Raw genomic sequence first — 15,972 nt, 5'->3', positions numbered from 1 at the left:
CAGATCAGGCGGCTTGTGGGGCGAGGAGCGTGGTCAGCAGTTCATGATCCTCCCATCGCAGCCGCTGGTTGAGGTGGAGATCGAAGTTCTTCAAGGCGGCGATGTAGCTCGACCAGTTCACCTGGATGAGGTCCGGCGTCCAGTGGCTGACAAGGGCGCTGTATTCGCCGAGCAACAGCTGCAGATCGTCGATCGCTTCGCGCCGCAACGCCGTCGGCGGAAGGTTTTCGAGCATTTCCTGCTCCGTCGCCAGATATCTGCGTAGCGCCCTCGCAAAGGTCAGCCGCGCACGCAACAAAGCCGCCATGTCGAGGTCGGGCCAGCACCGCGCCGCTTCCGCGATCTGAACCATTCCGGTCCGCAGCATCTTGTGCCTGTGATAGATACGGGCCGGCATGTGGTGATGCTCCTTCGATATTTCCGATACCATCATCCAGGTTAAGCAGTCATGTGCGTCCGCGGCCGGCTTCTCACTGCGCGACGGTCCGGCTACAGCCGTTCCATGACCGAACTCTCCAAGACCTTCGACCCGGCCGCCATCGAATCGCGCTGGTACCGCCACTGGGAAGAAAAGGGGCTGTTTCGCCCCGATCGCCCGACTGCCGAGCCGTGGACGATCGTCAACCCGCCGCCCAACGTCACGGGTTCGCTGCACATCGGCCACGCGCTCGACAATACGTTGCAGGACATCCTGACGCGGCATGCTCGCCTGAAGGGCAAGGACGCGCTGTGGGTGGTCGGCACCGACCATGCAGGCATCGCGACGCAGATGGTGGTCGAGCGGCAGATGGCCGCATCGGGCGAAAAGCGTACCGATCTGTCGCGCGAGGCGTTCGTCGACAAGGTGTGGCAGTGGAAGGCGGAGAGCGGCGGCCAGATCACCGCTCAGCTTCGCCGGCTCGGCTGTTCGATGGACTGGGCGAACGAGCGGTTCACGATGGACGACGGGTTCAGCACGGCGGTGCTGAAGGTGTTCGTCGAACTGCACGCGCGCGGGCTGCTGTACCGCGACAAGCGGCTGGTGAACTGGGACCCGGGCCTCGGCACCGCGATCAGCGATCTGGAGGTCGAGACGCGCGAGGTGCAGGGCAGGTTCTGGCACCTGCGCTATCCGCTGGCCAATGGGTCGGGGACGATCGTGGTGGCGACGACCCGGCCGGAAACGATGCTGGCCGACATGGCGATCGCGGTGCATCCGGAGGACGAGCGCTACCGGGCGCTGGTCGGCCAGCAGGTGCGGTTGCCGATCACCGGTCGGCTGATCCCGATCGTCGCGGACGAACATGCCGATCCGGCGCTGGGGTCCGGCGCGGTGAAGATCACGCCGGGGCACGACTTCAACGACTTCGAGGTCGGGCGTCGCGCCGGGATCGAGGCGCGCGACATGCTCAACATGCTCGATGCACGGGCGCGGGTGGTGCAGACCGCCGACGGGCTGATTCCGGATGCGTTCCTGGGGCTGACCACCGCCGAGGCGCGTGGCGTAGTGGTCGCGCGGCTGAAGGACGAGGGCGTGTTGATCCCGCACGTCGACAAGGACGGCGCGGAGCATGATGCCGAGGCGCGGACGATCCAGACCCCGTATGGCGACCGTTCGGGCGTGGTGATCGAACCGTGGCTGACCGACCAATGGTATGTCGACGCCGCGACGCTGGCGAAGCCCGCCATCGAGGCGGTGCGATCGGGCGCGATCAGGATCGTGCCGAAGACGTGGGAAAAGACGTTCTTCAACTGGATGGAGAACATTCAGCCGTGGTGCGTGTCACGGCAATTGTGGTGGGGGCACCGGATACCGGCGTGGTTCGGTCCCGGGCTGCGTCCCGATGGCACTCTCATTAACGGTGACGTCATACGCGTCGACGCCAACTTTCGGGAGACCACCCGGCAGCCCATCGCCGAGCAAGTGTTTGTTGCCTTAACAGACGAGGATGCACTCGCGCAGGCCCGCTCCTTCTATCCGGAAGGGGTCGCTATCCGACTTACGCAGGACTGGATGGATCGGGGTCAACATGAGTCAGGCGTGGTGGTCTTGCGGCGAGATCCCGACGTGCTGGACACATGGTTCTCCAGTGCGCTGTGGCCGTTCGCGACGATGGGCTGGCCGGACGACGCCGATCCGACGCTGGGCGGGCGCTATCCGAACGACGTGCTGATCTCCGGCTTCGACATCCTGTTCTTCTGGAACGCGCGGATGATGATGCAGGGCATCGAGTTCATGGGCGACGTGCCGTTCCGCACGCTGTACCTGCACGGGCTGGTTCGTGCGGCGGACGGCGCGAAGATGTCAAAGTCGAAGGGGAATACCGTCGATCCGCTCGGGTTGATCGACGCATATGGCGCCGACGCGCTGCGCTTCTTCATGGCGGCGATGGAGAGCCAGGGCCGCGACATCAAGATGGATGAGAAGCGCGTCGAGGGCTATCGCAACTTCGCGACGAAGCTGTGGAATGCCAGCCGCTTCGCACAGGCCAACGGCATCGGCGGGTCGACCACGCTGGAGCCGCCGGTCGCCACGCTGGCGGTCAACAAGTGGATCGTCGCCGAGACCGTGCAGGCGGTGCAGGCGGTCGATCTGGCGCTGGCCGATTATCGCTTCGACGCCGCCGCCAACGCGATCTACCAATTCGTGTGGAGCCGGTTCTGCGACTGGTACCTCGAACTCATCAAGGGCAATATCGACGCCGAGACGAAGGCGGTCGCCGGATGGGTTCTCGACCAGATCCTCGTGCTGCTGCACCCGTTCATGCCATTCATCACCGAGGAATTGTGGCACGCGCTCGCCCCGCGCGAGCATGAGCTGATCGTCGCGCACTGGCCGATGGCCGACGCACGCGCGCTCGATCCCGAAGCGGGTGCGCAGATTGGGCGCGCGATCGAACTGATCGACGCGGTGCGCGGTGCGCGCGCGGAATTGAACGTCCCGCCGGGCACGCGAATTGCGCTGCATACCGGCGATGGTGAAGTGCCCGCGACGATCGCGCCCTATGTCGAGCGATTGGGGCGCGTGACGTTGGCCGCGGGTGAGGCGCAGGGCGCACGCGCGCCGATCCTGTGGGGCGCGGAGACCTTTGCGCTCGCGCTGGATGGCGTAATCGATCTCGACGCCGAGCGGCAGCGATTGCAGAAGTCGCTGGCGGCGGCCGAGAAGGAGCGCGACGCGCTGGCCGGGCGGTTGAACAACCCCAGCTTCGTCGAGCGCGCGAAGCCCGAAGCGGTGGAGAAGGCACGGGCCGACCACGCCGAGAAGAGCGCCGACGCCGAACGTTTCGCCGCGGCGCTGGCGCGGCTGGGGTAAAGCGCAGCGCGGCCGTCGGGCGGCAGAAGGTGACGCGCCCGGCTGCCGCGCTCCGCCTTCGGGGGCGGGGCCGTGGCACGTTGCTCCGACATGCGTAACCGATGTGTCGGCCGGGTTGCCCGATCGACCCCGCGTCGTTTTGCCGGGCCGCCCTTCCGCCTATGTTCCCAGGCTGGATCGACGTTCAGCGTTTTACGGGTTCCGGGTTGCTCGGCATCGTCGGGCGAACCGCGCCCGCACGATCGGGCAGATGCGCTGCATCCACCCGCGATTGCGGGCGTGGCGAAGCAATCCAGCAACATGTGCGGCCCCCTGGATTGCTTCGCTATGCTCGCGATGACGGCGCATGCCGGGAACGGCCGATCGTCGATCGGTCCCAGATCGCGGAACCCGGATCATGTCCGGATCGAGTGCTGGACGCGCTACGCCTGAACCGCGCCGAAGTCGGAACGCGAACGGCGTTGGCCGCTCTCACCACGGCGATTGAGCGCCAGCCGGACCCGGTCGAGCAATTCGGAACGGCGATAGGGTTTGCTGAGCACGTCGGTGGCGCGGGCGCGAGGACCGCCGACGACCAATTCCTCGTTATAGCCCGTTGTCATCAGCACCGAGACGCTGTCGTCGCGCTCGGCCACCGCATCGGCCAGCATCAATCCGTTCATTCCGCCGGGCATGACCAGGTCGGTGAACAACAAATCGATGCGATCGTCGCCATGGGTGGCGTCGAAGAAGGTCAATCCCTCCTCGCCGCTGATCGCGGTGGACACGCGGTAGCCGGAGCTTTCCAGAATCTCGCGCGCGATCGCCAGTACCTCGTCATTATCCTCCACGACCAGCACGTGCTGCGTGCCGCTGCGGTCGGCAACATCGGTGACGTGTGGCGCGGGCGCTTGGGCGGCCTGTTTGCCACCCGCCTGCATGACGGGGAACAGCATCCGCACCACCGTGCCCGCACCCGGCCGGCTCTCGATCTCCAGCCGGCCGCCGGACTGACGCACGAAGCCGGTGGCCATCGCCAGACCCAGCCCGGTGCCCTTGCCCGTGCTCTTGGTCGTGAAGAACGGTTCGGCCGCGCGCTCCGCCACTTCCGGGCTCATGCCTTCGCCCTCATCCTCGATCTGCAGCACCACATAGTCGCCCGGCGGCAGGTCGTGCGCGGCGGCATCGCCGTTCAGGTGACGCGCCATGGTCGAGATCGTCACCACGCCGCCATCGGGCATCGCATCGCGGGCGTTGTTGACGATGTTGAGCACCGCCATTTCCAGCTGGTCGGCGTCGAGCACCACATGCTGAAGCCCGCGTCGCAGGCTCATGTGAACATCCACCTGCTTGCTGACCGAGCTTTCGATCAACTCACCCAGATCGGACACCAATTTCGTCAGGTCCAGCGGGCGCGGCTCCAGCCGGGTCTTGCGCGCGAAGGCGAGCAACTGCCGCGTCAGCTTGGCACCCCGCTCCGCCGCGGATTGCGCGGTGGCGACGTAGCGGCGAACGCGCTCCATGTCCCGGGTATGCGAGACCAGCTCCAGGTTGCCGTTAACGACCTGAAGCAGGTTGTTGAAATCATGCGCAAGTCCCGCGGTCAATTGACCGATCGACTCCATCTTCTGCGCCTGACGATACGATTGCTCGGAATTGCGGCGGCGGGTGACGTCGAGCTGGCTGGCGAAGAAATATTGCAGCGTGCCCTGCGTGTCATAGACCGGGCCGATGAACACCGCGTTCCAGAACGGCGAGCCGTCGCGGCGATAGTTCAGCAATTCAAGTGCGACGGACGAGCGCGTGCGCACCGCCTCGCGCATTTCTTCCACCGCATGACGATCGGTCTGCGCGCCTTGCAGGAAGCGGCAGTTGCGGCCGAGCACCTCGTCTTCCTCATAGCCGGTCAGGTCGAGGAACGCCTTGTTGGCGAAGACGATCGGATTGTCGTCCTTGTTCGGGTCGGTCAGCAGCATCGGCATCCGCGTCATCTCGATCGCGGCGAAGAAGACGCCGCCGCGATCCTGAAGATCGGGGTCGGTGATCGTGCTTTCGCGCCAATGGTGCAGCCCGGGGCGTTCGAGCGGTTCCCTGGCGCCGACGTCCATCGTCCCTTGCGCGGGCCGGCCGGCGGCCAGTCCGGTGGGATCGACGTCGTCATGCCGGTTGGGGTCGGATGGCTGGACGCTGTCACTCATCCTGCCCACCTAATCATAGACTTGCCGATCCGCAACGATCGGCAAACGACCTTTCGCCCGCGCGGAAAGCTACCGCGTCGGGACCGGCTCCGCGCCCGAATAATCGTAGAAACCGCGACCGGTCTTGCGGCCGTACCAGCCCGCCTCGACGTATTTGACGAGCAGCGGGGCAGGGCGGAACTTGGGATCGCCGGTACCCTCGAACAGCACGCGCGTGATGTCGAGGCAGGTGTCCAGCCCGATGAAATCGGCCAGCGTCAACGGCCCCATCGGATGGTTTAGCCCCAATTCGCATGCCAGATCGATGTCACGGATCGTCGCCACGCCCTCACCCAGCGCGAAGCACGCCTCGTTCAGCATCGGCATCAGCACGCGATTGACGATGAAGCCGGGCGCGTCGTTGGCGCGCACGACCGCCTTGCCGAGCCTTTCGGCATAAAGCTCGATCGCCGCCACGGTCGTGTCGGCGGTGGCCAGCCCGCGGATCACCTCGATCAATCCCATGACCGGCACCGGATTGAAGAAGTGCACGCCGATGAAACGTGCCGCATCCGGTGCCGCCTGCGCCAGCCGCGTGATCGGGATGGACGATGTATTGGAGGCCAGTATCGCATCGTCGCGCAGGACCGCGCCGACATCGGCGAAGATGCGGCGCTTGATATCCTCGCGCTCGGTCGCGGCCTCGATCACCAGGTCGCATGGTGCCATCGCCGCCGCACCGGCGATCGGTTCGATCCGGGCGAGCGTCGCGTCGCGCGCCGCCGTGTCGATCTGCCCCTTGTCGACAGCGCGCGCCAGCCGCTTGGCGATGCCGGCCTTGCCAGCTTCCGCCCGCGCCTGATCGACGTCGCCCAGCAAGACGCGGTAACCGGCGGCGGCGGATACCTGCGCGATGCCCGCTCCCATCTGTCCCGCGCCGATCACGCCAATCACTTGCCCGTCGTCCTGCATCGCCATCTCCGGTTCATCTTGATGCACCTTTAACCCGCGATCATGATGATGTGCCAGCCGACAGGGAGTTCGCGATGAAAAGAGTGATGGTGTGGGCCGGCGTGCTGCTGGGCGCCTGTTCGCAGCAACCGGCAGCGACCCCACCCCACGCGTCGGGCAGCGCGACGCCATCGCCTGTGCCTTCACCGGCGACATCGTCGTCGGCGACGTCAGCCGCGTCAGCCACGTCAGCGGGACGCGAGGACGATCGGGTAACGCCGCGGCTCGCCGAGCAGAAGACGTTCGGCGACTGGGCGGTCGGGTGCGACAATGTCGGTGCCTGCGCGATGGCGTCGTTGGGTACCGATGCCGGCTTTCCGAAGGTGACGATGCAGGTCGCGCGCAACGCCGGTCCGGCGGGTGGTGTCGACATCATGCTGGCCGTGCCACAGGGCGATGTGGCCGCGCCCGCCGCGCTTCGCGTCGATGCACGTCGTTTCCCGGTGTCGCCGAACGGGCTGGCGGGCGACGCGGCCGTCGCGCTGGCACGGGCGCTGGCCGATGCGCGCAGTGTCACGGCGGTGGATGGCAAAGGCGCGACGGTGGGCACGATCTCTCCAAAGGGTGCCGCCGCGGCGCTGCGCTACATCGATGCGCAGCAGGGGCGGGCCGGCACCGTCACCGCCATCGTCGCGCGTGGCGATCGCGGAGTGGATGCGGTGCCCGCTGCACCCCCGCTGCCGCGCGTGAAGGCGGTGGCGTTCGCCGGCCCCGCCGCCACCCTGCCGCCGGCGCTGGTCGCCGGGATGCGGCGGACGGCGCGGTGCGACGACCAATTGTCCGGCACCGCGCCGCGTGGGCACGGGCTGGCCGATGGCGCGACGTTGGTGCTGCTGCCTTGTTCGGCGGGCGCGTATAACGAGATCGACGCGCTTTTCATCGTGCGCGACGGCAAGGCGGTGCCTGCCACGCTGGACGCACCGGCAGGCTTCGATGCCACCGGAGCGGATTCGCAGACGCCGGTGCGCAGCGTCATCAACGGCAACGTCGAGGGCAGGGTGCTGAACAGCTACGCCAAGGGCCGCGGGCTGGGCGATTGCGGCGTGATGCAGGCCTTCGTCTGGGACGGCACGCGGCTGCGCCTCGTCGAGCAGCGCGCGATGGGCGAATGCCGCGGCAACCCGGACTATCTGACCGTGTGGCGCGCGGCGTACCGCGGATGATCGCGGCGCTGCTCCCACTGGCGATGCAGGCGGCCGCCCCGGTCGTGACCGGCAACGGCGACTGGACCGTCGCCTGCGATCAGCAACGGCGCTGCACCGCCTGGGCGCGGGTTCCGGCGGACGGCGAGGTGGTGGACTATCCGCTGGTTCTGCTGCGTCGCGACGGCGCGGCGGCGGCGCGTGCGGCGTTGGACCTGCCGATCCCCGCCGCGACGGCACGGGGTACGTCGTTGACGATCCAGGTGGACGGGCGCGTGATGGCGAAGCTGGTCGCGCCGGGTGGCGGGGCAGGCCTTTCGCTGCCGTTCGCGGGCACGCTGGCCGCTGCGCTCGAGCACGGACGATCGCTGACGCTTGTCGATGCGCAGGGCGGGGTGCGGGCACGGACGTCGCTGGTCGGTCTCTCCGCGGCGCTGGCCGCGATCGATGCCGCGCAACAACGCGAGGGGACGCGCGGGGCGCTGGTCAGGCGCGGCCGGGCAACGGCGGTGCCGCCGCTGCCACCGGTGCCGGTCGTCGTTACCCCGCCCGTCGACGCGCGTCCGCCGCGCGAGTTGTCGCGCAAGCAATCTATCGCCTTGTTCGGAAAGCCGACAAAGGCGTGTGGGTCGGCCCTGTCGCGCGGGTACCGGCTGGATGCGGCGAATACGTTGCTCGCGATCGAGCCGTCGTGCGGTACGCCCGGCGCGGTCACGCTGGCCTATGTCCTGCCCGACGAGGGTGATCCCCGGGCAGCGACCTTCGATGCCCCGGCCTCGCTTCCCGGCGCAGTCCCCCATCAGCTCGCGGGCAATTGGGACCCGACGCAGCGGCGCATCGCGGTGCTGCTGCCCGAAACACCGGGGCGCGACTGCGGCACGCGGCGTGCTTTCGCGTGGGACGGCGTCGCCTTCCGGATGGTCGAAGAGCGGATCGTGGCCGAGTGCCGGCGCGCGACCTATGAGGTCACCACGTGGCGCGCCGAGGTTCGGACATCCCGGGCGCCGCAATGACGGAGATGGCGGTGCCGTTCGTCGATCCGGGCCGGGGAGCGGATTGCACAGGATCGCGCAGGCTGTAGCATGCCGGCATCAAGGTATCGGCAGCCCGCCGGTGCCGCATGCCGGACACGCCCTTGCCGATGATCGCCCGTTCGCTGTCGCTCGCCGCACTGTTGCTCGCCACCACCGCGCCCGCGGTGGCGCAGACCGACAAGACCACGACCACCACCGAGAAGAAGCAGGAAGGCGACAAGCTCGCGCTGCCGCCGCTGCCCGCCGACAAGACCGTCACGCAGACCGCGCGGATCGGCGGTCGTACGATCAGCTACAAGGCGACGGTCGGCACGATCGCGGTGCGCGACGAAAAGGGCAAGGAGATCGGGCAGGTCGTCTATACCGCCTATGTCGTGCCCGGCGGCGATGCCGCCCGTCCGGTCACCTTCGCGTTCAACGGCGGGCCGGGCGCGGCGTCGGTGTACCTCAATCTCGGCGCGGTCGGGCCGAAGCGCGTGCAGTTCGGTGCGCAGGGCGATGCGCCATCCGACGCACCGATCGCGCGCGACAATCCCAACAGCTGGCTCGACATGACCGATCTGGTCTTCATCGATCCGGTCGGCACCGGATTCAGCCGCAGCCTGGTGGACGCGGCCGAGACCAGGAAGGCGTTCTACGCCAACGAGCCGGACATCAAATACCTGTCCAAGGTCGTCTACGACTGGCTGGTGAAGGAAGGGCGGCTGCGCTCTCCCAAGTACGTGATGGGCGAAAGCTACGGCGGCTATCGCGCGCCGCGCATCGCCTATGAACTGCAATCGCAGATCGGCGTCGGTATCAACGGGCTGATCATGGTGTCGCCGTACCTCGATCCCGCCGTGGGGGATGGCGCGACCGCGCTGTCGCCGCTGCCGTGGATGATCGACCTGCCGTCGATGGCGGCCGCCAATCTGGAGCGCAAGAATGCGCTGACCCCCGCGGCGATGGCCGAGGTCGAGGCCTATACGCGCGGCGATTTCGCGCGCGACCTGTTGCTGGGCCGCGCGAATGCGGAGGCGGTGCAGCGCGTCGTCGGCAACGTCACCCGGCTGACCGGGCTGGACCCCGCACTGGTGCAGCGGATGGGCGGGCGCGTGGACAGCCGCACCTACCTGCGCGAAATCCACCGGGCCGAGGGCACGATCGGCAGCATCTACGATTCGAACGTGACCGCCTTCGACCCCTTCCCATGGTCGCCACGGCAGGAATCGAACGATCCGATCCTCGATTCGCTGATTGCGCCGACGACCAGCGCCATGGTCGATTTCGTGACGCGCGAGGTGGGGTGGAAGACCGACGCGCGCTACAATGCCTTGTCCTATGCGGTGAATGCGGCGTGGGATCGCGGCCAGCCCGCCGACACGCCGGTCAGCGACTTGCGCAAGGCGATCGCGATCGATCCCAAGATGCGTGTGCTGATCGTCCACGGCTGGGACGATCTTTCCTGCCCGTTCTTCGCATCGCGGCTGATCGTCGACCAGATGCCGGCGTTCGGTGTGGCGGAGCGGGTGCAGTTGCGCGTCTACCCCGGCGGGCACATGTTCTATAGCCGCAACGACAGCGGCGCGGCGTTCAAGGCCGATGCGGCGGGAATGTACCGCTAGGCCTGGTCAGCTGTCGCCCCGGGGTTCAAGCCCCGGGGCTCTCGCCGTTGCGCAGGCGACAGGACGCGCGACGGCGGTTCGGGGCACGACGGCGGACCTTCGGCGGATCCGCCGGCATGATGCCGCGCGGGGGCAAAGGTCGCTCGTCGGCCATCCGCGCCATGGGTCGGCCTGAGGCCGTCAGGCGGGGATCTGCTGGCTGATGCAGTGGAAGCTGCCGCCACCGGTCAGGATCGCATCGGCGCGCAGGCCGACGACCTCGCGATCGGGAAACAGCGCCGCGATCGCCGCCACCCCCGCATCGTCGTTCTCGCTCCCGTACAGCGGCACGACGACCACGGCATTGCCAATGTAGAAGTTCATGTAGCTCCCCGGCACCACGTCGTCGTCGCGGATCACGCGGCCCGGCGACGGCACCTCCACGACCTCGACCCCGGCGGCGCGGGCGCGGATGGCAGCATCCTGATAGACCTGCCAGTTCGGATCATTTTCCGCCGCGCGGGGCAGCGCCAGCCGATTGGGGCCGACGAAGCGCGCCAGATTGTCGACGTGGCCGTCGGTGTGATCGTTGAGCAACCCGTTGCCCAGCCACAGCACGCGTGTCAGCCCGAGATCGTCGGCCAGGCGATGCTCGATCTGCTCCTTCGACAGGCCCGGATTGCGGTTCGGGTTGAGCAGGCATTGCTCGGTCGTCACGACCAGCCCGGTGCCGTCGCCATCGATCGCGCCGCCTTCCAGAATCCAGTCGCAGGGCAGCACCGTCAGCCCACGATGCCGCGCCAGCCGTGCGCCGATGTCGGTGTCGCCGTCCAGGTCGTACTTGCCGCCCCAGCCGTTGAAGCCGAAATCGCGCGCCTTGCCGTCACCGCCGAGGATCGGCGCGGTGTCGCGCAACCAGATGTCGCCGAACGCCTCGACCGCCACATCGGCGAACGGCGCGCGCGCGCGCGCATCGGTTGCGGCTTCCTCATCCGCCGCGACCAGGATCACCTGCTCGCCGCGCCCGTCGGCATGGACCGCGCGTGCGAAGGCGGTGACTTCGTCGCGGGCCTCGTCGAGATCGTCCAGCCACAGATCGGGGTGGCTGGGATAGCCGATCCAGACGGCGGCGTGCGGTGCCCATTCAGCGGGTGGGGTCTTGGTCATCGTGCTGCCTTTCACTTCGCGGTCGCCGCCGCGCGGCTCTTGTCGCGGATCGCGCGGAATTCATCACCCGCCGTCCAGTTCGGCCAGTGGTCGCTATCCGCCAGGGCGCGGCCGATCCCGTAGTAAAGCTGGACGTCCTTCACCGTCCCGGCCCAGTTCCACTTCGGATCGAACTCGTCCTTCGGCGCGTGATAGCGATGTTCCTCATAGTCTTTCGCCGCCGCCGCGCCCGCCGCCTTGCCACCCGTGACCAGATCGTCGCCGGCATCGAAATAGATCATCGGCACCCCGCGCTTGGCGAGGCTGAAATGATCGGAGCGATAGTAGAATCCCTTCTCCGGGGTCGGTTCGTCACTCGCCACGCGGCCCTGCGTCTTCAGTGCGGCAGCAAGATAGCCGTCGAGTTCCGACTTGCCCTTGCCGACCACCACGACGTTCCTGGCCGGTCCGGCCAGCGACAGCGCATCCATGTTCACGCCGCCCACGGTCTGCGCCAATGGGTAGACCGGGTTGGCTGCGTAATATTCGGAGCCGAGCAGCCCGCTCTCCTCGGCGGTCACCGCCACGAACAACTGGCTGCGCGCGGTCGCGCCGGCCTTCGCATTTGCCTCCGCCAGCGCGACCAGCGCGGCGGTGCCGGTGGCGTTGTCGATCGCGCCGTTGCAGATGTCGTCGCCGTCCGTCGCCGCCTCGCACCGCCCGAGATGATCCCAATGCGCGGAATAGAGGACGTATTCGTCGGGGCGCGTGGTGCCGGGCAGGATGCCGATCACGTTGCGCGACTGGTGGCGGCGCACCGTTTCATCGAACGACACCGACGCGCGCGCGCCGTTCAGCGGCCGGGCGCGAAAGCCCTTGCGCCCCGCCGAAGCGGCCAGCGCGTCGAAGTCCAGCCCTTCGCGTTCGAACAGACGGTGCGCCTGCGCCTCCTGCATCCAGCCGATCGCCGCGCTGTCCCCCGCATGATTGTCGGCGGCGTCGGCGACCTGTTGCGCGCCGGTCCAGCTGGATTGCACGACATTCCAGCCATAGGCGGCCGGTTCGGTCTGGTGGACGATGATCGCCGCGGCCGCGCCCTGCCGCGCCGCTTCCTCGTATTTATAGGTCCAGCGCCCGTAATAGGTCATCGCGCGGCCGTTGAACGGTCCCGTCAGCCCCGGCGTTTTCCAGTCGGGATCGTTGACCAGGATCAGCACCGTCTTGCCGCGCACGTCCAGCCCGGCATAGTCGTTCCAGCCCTTTTCCGGCGCGTTGATGCCGTATCCGACGAAGACGACCGGAGAGTCCCTGACCTCGATGCGAGGCGCGATCCGCCAGGTGCCGACAACCATGTCGGTGCCGTAGTTGAGGCTGAGCGGCGCGCCCGCCCCGGTGAACACCAGCGGCGAGACGTTGCGTGCGGTCAATTCCACCAGCGGCACGTCCTGATACCAGCTGCCCTTGTTGCCCGGCTTCAGCCCGACGGCGGCGAAGCGCTTCGCAAGATAGGCGACGGTCTTTTCCTCGCCAGCGGTGCCGGGCGCACGCCCTTCATAGGCGTCGGACGACAATTCCCTGGTCACCTCCCTCAGCGTCTGTTCGGCGATGGGAGCGACCGGCGCGACGATCGTCTGCGCGCCGACCATGCCGGCGAGCGCGAGAAGGGGAAGGGCGGCAAGGCGCAGGCGCATGCAATGACTCCGCGGGGGTGTGTGGCGCCTTGTGCCAAGCGCCGCGCCGCGTGTCCACGACAGGGACGCCGGCGCTCGCGGCGTGGTGCTGGCGCGCGCCGCGAATCGTGGTCGCCGCATCGATGCCCCGGAAGCGATCGGCAGGGAGAGGCGCATGTCGGCGCCCGGGTGCCGCAACATGCCTTCCGCAAGCCCGACGAAAGCAGGGTGGGAAAAAATTCGCTTTGTTGACAGTGCGGCAGCGCACCCGCCAAGGCCGGGTGCAAAGCCACAGGGGCGGGGATCGACGATGGTGTTTTTGTATCGGCTGGCGCTGTTAACGACTGCGGGCGTGATGGCCGCGGGGGGCGGCGCGATGGCGCAACAGGCGCAACCTTCGATGGCCCCGGGCGCGCCATCCGCGGTCGCCCATCCGGAGATGTGGCCGAAGCTGCCGCTGAAGCTGCGGCGTGACCCGGCGGTTGAGGCGCGCGTCCAGGGGATGCTGTCGCGGATGAGCGTCGAGGACAAGGTCGGCCAGTTGCTGCAGGTCGACATCGCGTCGATCACTCCGGCGGATCTGGAGACCTACAAGCTCGGCTCGATCCTGAACGGCGGCAATTCCGCTCCGAACAACGATGAGTTCGCACCCGCCGCCGCATGGCTGAAGCTGTTCGACGCGTTCTGGGATGCGTCGGTGAAGCGCAGCGACGGCCGACCGGTGGTGCCGCTCATCTGGGGCACCGATGCGGTGCACGGCGCCAACAACATCGTCGGCGCGACACTGTTTCCGCACAACATCGGGCTGGGCGCAATGCGCGACCCCGAGTTGATCCGCCGCATCGGTGCGGCGACCGCCGCCGAGACCGCGGCGACCGGGATCGACTGGAGCTTCGCGCCGACCGTGGCGGTGGTGCAGGACGATCGTTGGGGCCGCACCTACGAGAGCTATTCCGAGGATCCCGCGATCGTCGAATCCTATGCCGGCAAGATGGTCGAGGGTGTGCAAGGCACGGTCGGCGCCGATTTCATGAAGCCCGGCCATGTCATCTCCTCGATCAAGCACTTCCTGGGTGACGGCGGAACCGGCGGCCGCGATCAGGGCGACACGCGCGTGTCGGAAGAGGTGCTGCGCGACGTGCATGCGGCGGGCTATCGCAGCGGGCTGGTCGCCGGGGCATTGACGGTGATGCCAAGCTTCTCCAGCTGGAACGGCACCAAGATGACGGGCAGCAAAAGCCTGCTGACCGACGTGCTGAAGCAGCGCATGGGCTTCGATGGTTTCACGATCGGCGACTGGAACGCGCACGGGCAGGTGCCCGGCTGCACCAACGAGGATTGCGCCGCGGCCATCAACGCCGGGTTGGACATGTTCATGTATTCGGGACCGGGCTGGAAACAGCTGTACGCCAACACGCTGCGCGAGGCGAAGGACGGGACGATCCCGGCGGCGCGGCTCGACGATGCGGTGCGCCGCATCCTGCGCGTCAAGGTGCTGGCGGGCACGTTCGACGCGGGCCGGCCGTCGTCGCGCCCGACCTCCGGCCGCTTTGCGCTGCTGGGCGCGCCCGAACATCGTGCCATCGCGCGTCAGGCGGTCCGCCAGTCGCTGGTCCTGCTCAAGAACAACGGTGGCGTGCTGCCGCTCAAGCCCGGCGCGAACATTCTGGTCGCGGGGCGCGGCGCGGATGATATCGGCCAGCAGGCAGGCGGGTGGTCGATCACCTGGCAGGGGACCGGCGTGACGAACGCCAATTTCCCCAACGGCCAATCGATCTGGTCCGGCATCGACGAGGCGGTGCGCGCCGGCGGCGGCAAGGCGACGCTGGCGGTCGACGGGCGCTACGCCGCCAAGCCGGACGTGGCGGTCGTCGTGTTCGGCGAGACGCCATATGCCGAGTTCACCGGCGACCGGCCAACGTTGGAATACAGCCCCGACGACAAGGCCGATCTGGCACTGCTCAAGCGTTTGAAGGCCGCTGGCATCCCGGTCGTGGCGGTGTTCCTGTCGGGGCGGCCGATGTGGGTGAATCCGGAACTGAATGCCGCCGATGCCTTCGTCGCGGCGTTCCTGCCCGGGACCGAGGGCGGCGGCGTCGCCGATGTGCTGGTTGCCGGTGCCGACGGCCGCGCGCGTCACGATTTCCACGGCAAGCTGAGTTTTTCTTGGCCCAAGCGGCTCGACCAGTTCGTGCTGAACCGGCGCGACCCGGCCTATGATCCGCTGTTTCCGATCGGTTACGGCCTGACCTATGCACGCCCGGCGACGGTGCCGGTGCTCAGCGAGGCGCGGCCGGCGGTGAGCGCATCGGATCAGAACGCGCTGTTCGTCCGCGGACGGATCGTCGCGGGAGCGCGGCTGGATGTCGCCGGGCCGGTGCAGCAAACCCGCGTGGATCGCGCGGCGCAGGAGGACAGCTTGCGCTTCGCTTTCGCCGGCGGAGGCATGGCGAGCGCTGCGGTCGAGCAGGCGCGCGCCATCGACGTCACGCGGGAGGCGAACGGGCAGTTGAGCGTGCTGGTCGACTATCGCGTCACCGCCGCACCGACCGCTGCGGTGACGCTCGGCATGGAAGGCGGCAAGCGTGTCGACGTGCCGATCGCCGGGGCGCTGAAGGGCGCGATCGGCGAGTGGCGACAGCTGGCGGTGCCGCTGCGCTGTTTCGCCGATGGCGGCGTGACGATGGACAAGGTGACGAAGCCGTGGATTGTCGCCACCGACGGCCGGCTGGGGATCGATATCTCTTCGGTACGGATCGCCAGCGCGCCGCCGGGACCGGTCAGCTGCGGGATGCGGTAGGGGACTGCGGTGACGCCACCGGGCCGGGGGCTTGCCGGTCCGGTCAACCGCTTGCGCGCGCGCGAACTTACGTTCGCCCCGTCGCGTCGGTATTGAGCGGTCCGGTGTGTCGCCGCATGATGCGGGTTGCCCGGT

Annotated in this window: 10 protein-coding genes; 5 read left to right on the top strand and 5 right to left on the bottom strand. The window is 68.0% G+C overall.

Annotated features, from left to right (window positions below; genetic code table 11):
- Positions 1-4: 4 nt before the first annotated feature.
- A complete protein-coding gene (locus ASE95_RS02695; RefSeq protein WP_056631064.1) occupies positions 5-397 on the bottom strand; it encodes a hypothetical protein in 393 nt (130 codons plus the stop codon).
- 105 nt (positions 398-502) lie between these two features.
- Here ASE95_RS02695 and ASE95_RS02690 point away from each other — a divergent pair, with 105 nt between their 5' ends.
- A complete protein-coding gene (locus tag ASE95_RS02690; RefSeq protein WP_056633044.1) occupies positions 503-3,295 on the top strand; it encodes a valine--tRNA ligase in 2,793 nt (930 codons plus the stop codon).
- A gap of 422 nt (positions 3,296-3,717) precedes the next feature.
- On the opposite strand, the gene ASE95_RS02685 is transcribed toward ASE95_RS02690, so the two are convergent.
- Complete coding sequence (locus ASE95_RS02685; RefSeq protein ID WP_056631061.1) at positions 3,718-5,472, bottom strand: histidine kinase famiy protein; 1,755 nt, start codon at positions 5,470-5,472, stop codon at positions 3,718-3,720.
- A 69-nt stretch (positions 5,473-5,541) separates the two neighbouring features.
- Positions 5,542-6,429 (bottom strand): 3-hydroxyacyl-CoA dehydrogenase NAD-binding domain-containing protein, encoded by an 888-nt coding sequence (locus ASE95_RS02680; protein WP_235528151.1) that lies wholly within the window; start codon positions 6,427-6,429, stop codon positions 5,542-5,544.
- A gap of 68 nt (positions 6,430-6,497) precedes the next feature.
- Here ASE95_RS02680 and ASE95_RS02675 point away from each other — a divergent pair, with 68 nt between their 5' ends.
- The 3 genes from ASE95_RS02675 (at position 6,498) to ASE95_RS02665 (ending at position 10,242) form a co-directional block, all read left to right on the top strand.
- Positions 6,498-7,625: a DUF1176 domain-containing protein gene (locus tag ASE95_RS02675; protein WP_082449469.1), complete on the top strand. Its 1,128-nt coding sequence runs from the start codon at positions 6,498-6,500 to the stop codon at positions 7,623-7,625.
- Complete coding sequence (locus tag ASE95_RS02670; protein ID WP_162234653.1) at positions 7,622-8,617, top strand: DUF1176 domain-containing protein; 996 nt, start codon at positions 7,622-7,624, stop codon at positions 8,615-8,617. The genes ASE95_RS02675 and ASE95_RS02670 overlap by 4 nt, the downstream gene beginning before the upstream one ends.
- A 107-nt stretch (positions 8,618-8,724) precedes the next feature.
- Positions 8,725-10,242 (top strand): S10 family peptidase, encoded by a 1,518-nt coding sequence (locus ASE95_RS02665; RefSeq protein ID WP_235528149.1) that lies wholly within the window; start codon positions 8,725-8,727, stop codon positions 10,240-10,242.
- Between the two features lie 180 nt (positions 10,243-10,422).
- On the opposite strand, the gene ASE95_RS02660 is transcribed toward ASE95_RS02665, so the two are convergent.
- Positions 10,423-11,388 (bottom strand): agmatine deiminase family protein, encoded by a 966-nt coding sequence (locus ASE95_RS02660; protein WP_056633034.1) that lies wholly within the window; start codon positions 11,386-11,388, stop codon positions 10,423-10,425.
- An 11-nt stretch (positions 11,389-11,399) separates the two neighbouring features.
- Entirely contained in the window at positions 11,400-13,058 is a 1,659-nt protein-coding gene (locus ASE95_RS02655) for a M28 family peptidase (RefSeq protein ID WP_056631053.1), read from the bottom strand.
- A gap of 289 nt (positions 13,059-13,347) precedes the next feature.
- On the opposite strand from ASE95_RS02655, the gene ASE95_RS02650 reads away from it, so the two are divergent.
- Positions 13,348-15,837: a glycoside hydrolase family 3 protein gene (locus tag ASE95_RS02650; protein ID WP_056631050.1), complete on the top strand. Its 2,490-nt coding sequence runs from the start codon at positions 13,348-13,350 to the stop codon at positions 15,835-15,837.
- Positions 15,838-15,972 lie beyond the last annotated feature (135 nt).

The sequence above is a fragment of the Sphingomonas sp. Leaf231 genome, from assembly GCF_001421995.1.
GTDB lineage: Bacteria > Pseudomonadota > Alphaproteobacteria > Sphingomonadales > Sphingomonadaceae > Sphingomonas.
Note: the sequence above shows the minus strand (reverse complement) of the source record. Positions and strands in the feature narration are given on the sequence as shown.

Excerpts from the sequence above, each read along its gene's own strand:
- ASE95_RS02695 (WP_056631064.1), bottom strand. The coding sequence starts at position 397 with ATGCCGGCCCGTATCTATCACAGGCACAAGATGCTGCGGACCGGAATG.
- ASE95_RS02690 (WP_056633044.1), top strand. The coding sequence starts at position 503 with ATGACCGAACTCTCCAAGACCTTCGACCCGGCCGCCATCGAATCGCGC.
- ASE95_RS02685 (WP_056631061.1), bottom strand. The coding sequence starts at position 5,472 with ATGAGTGACAGCGTCCAGCCATCCGACCCCAACCGGCATGACGACGTC.
- ASE95_RS02680 (WP_235528151.1), bottom strand. The coding sequence starts at position 6,429 with ATGGCGATGCAGGACGACGGGCAAGTGATTGGCGTGATCGGCGCGGGA.
- ASE95_RS02675 (WP_082449469.1), top strand. The coding sequence starts at position 6,498 with ATGAAAAGAGTGATGGTGTGGGCCGGCGTGCTGCTGGGCGCCTGTTCG.
- ASE95_RS02670 (WP_162234653.1), top strand. The coding sequence starts at position 7,622 with ATGATCGCGGCGCTGCTCCCACTGGCGATGCAGGCGGCCGCCCCGGTC.
- ASE95_RS02665 (WP_235528149.1), top strand. The coding sequence starts at position 8,725 with ATGCCGGACACGCCCTTGCCGATGATCGCCCGTTCGCTGTCGCTCGCC.
- ASE95_RS02660 (WP_056633034.1), bottom strand. The coding sequence starts at position 11,388 with ATGACCAAGACCCCACCCGCTGAATGGGCACCGCACGCCGCCGTCTGG.
- ASE95_RS02655 (WP_056631053.1), bottom strand. The coding sequence starts at position 13,058 with ATGCGCCTGCGCCTTGCCGCCCTTCCCCTTCTCGCGCTCGCCGGCATG.
- ASE95_RS02650 (WP_056631050.1), top strand. The coding sequence starts at position 13,348 with ATGGTGTTTTTGTATCGGCTGGCGCTGTTAACGACTGCGGGCGTGATG.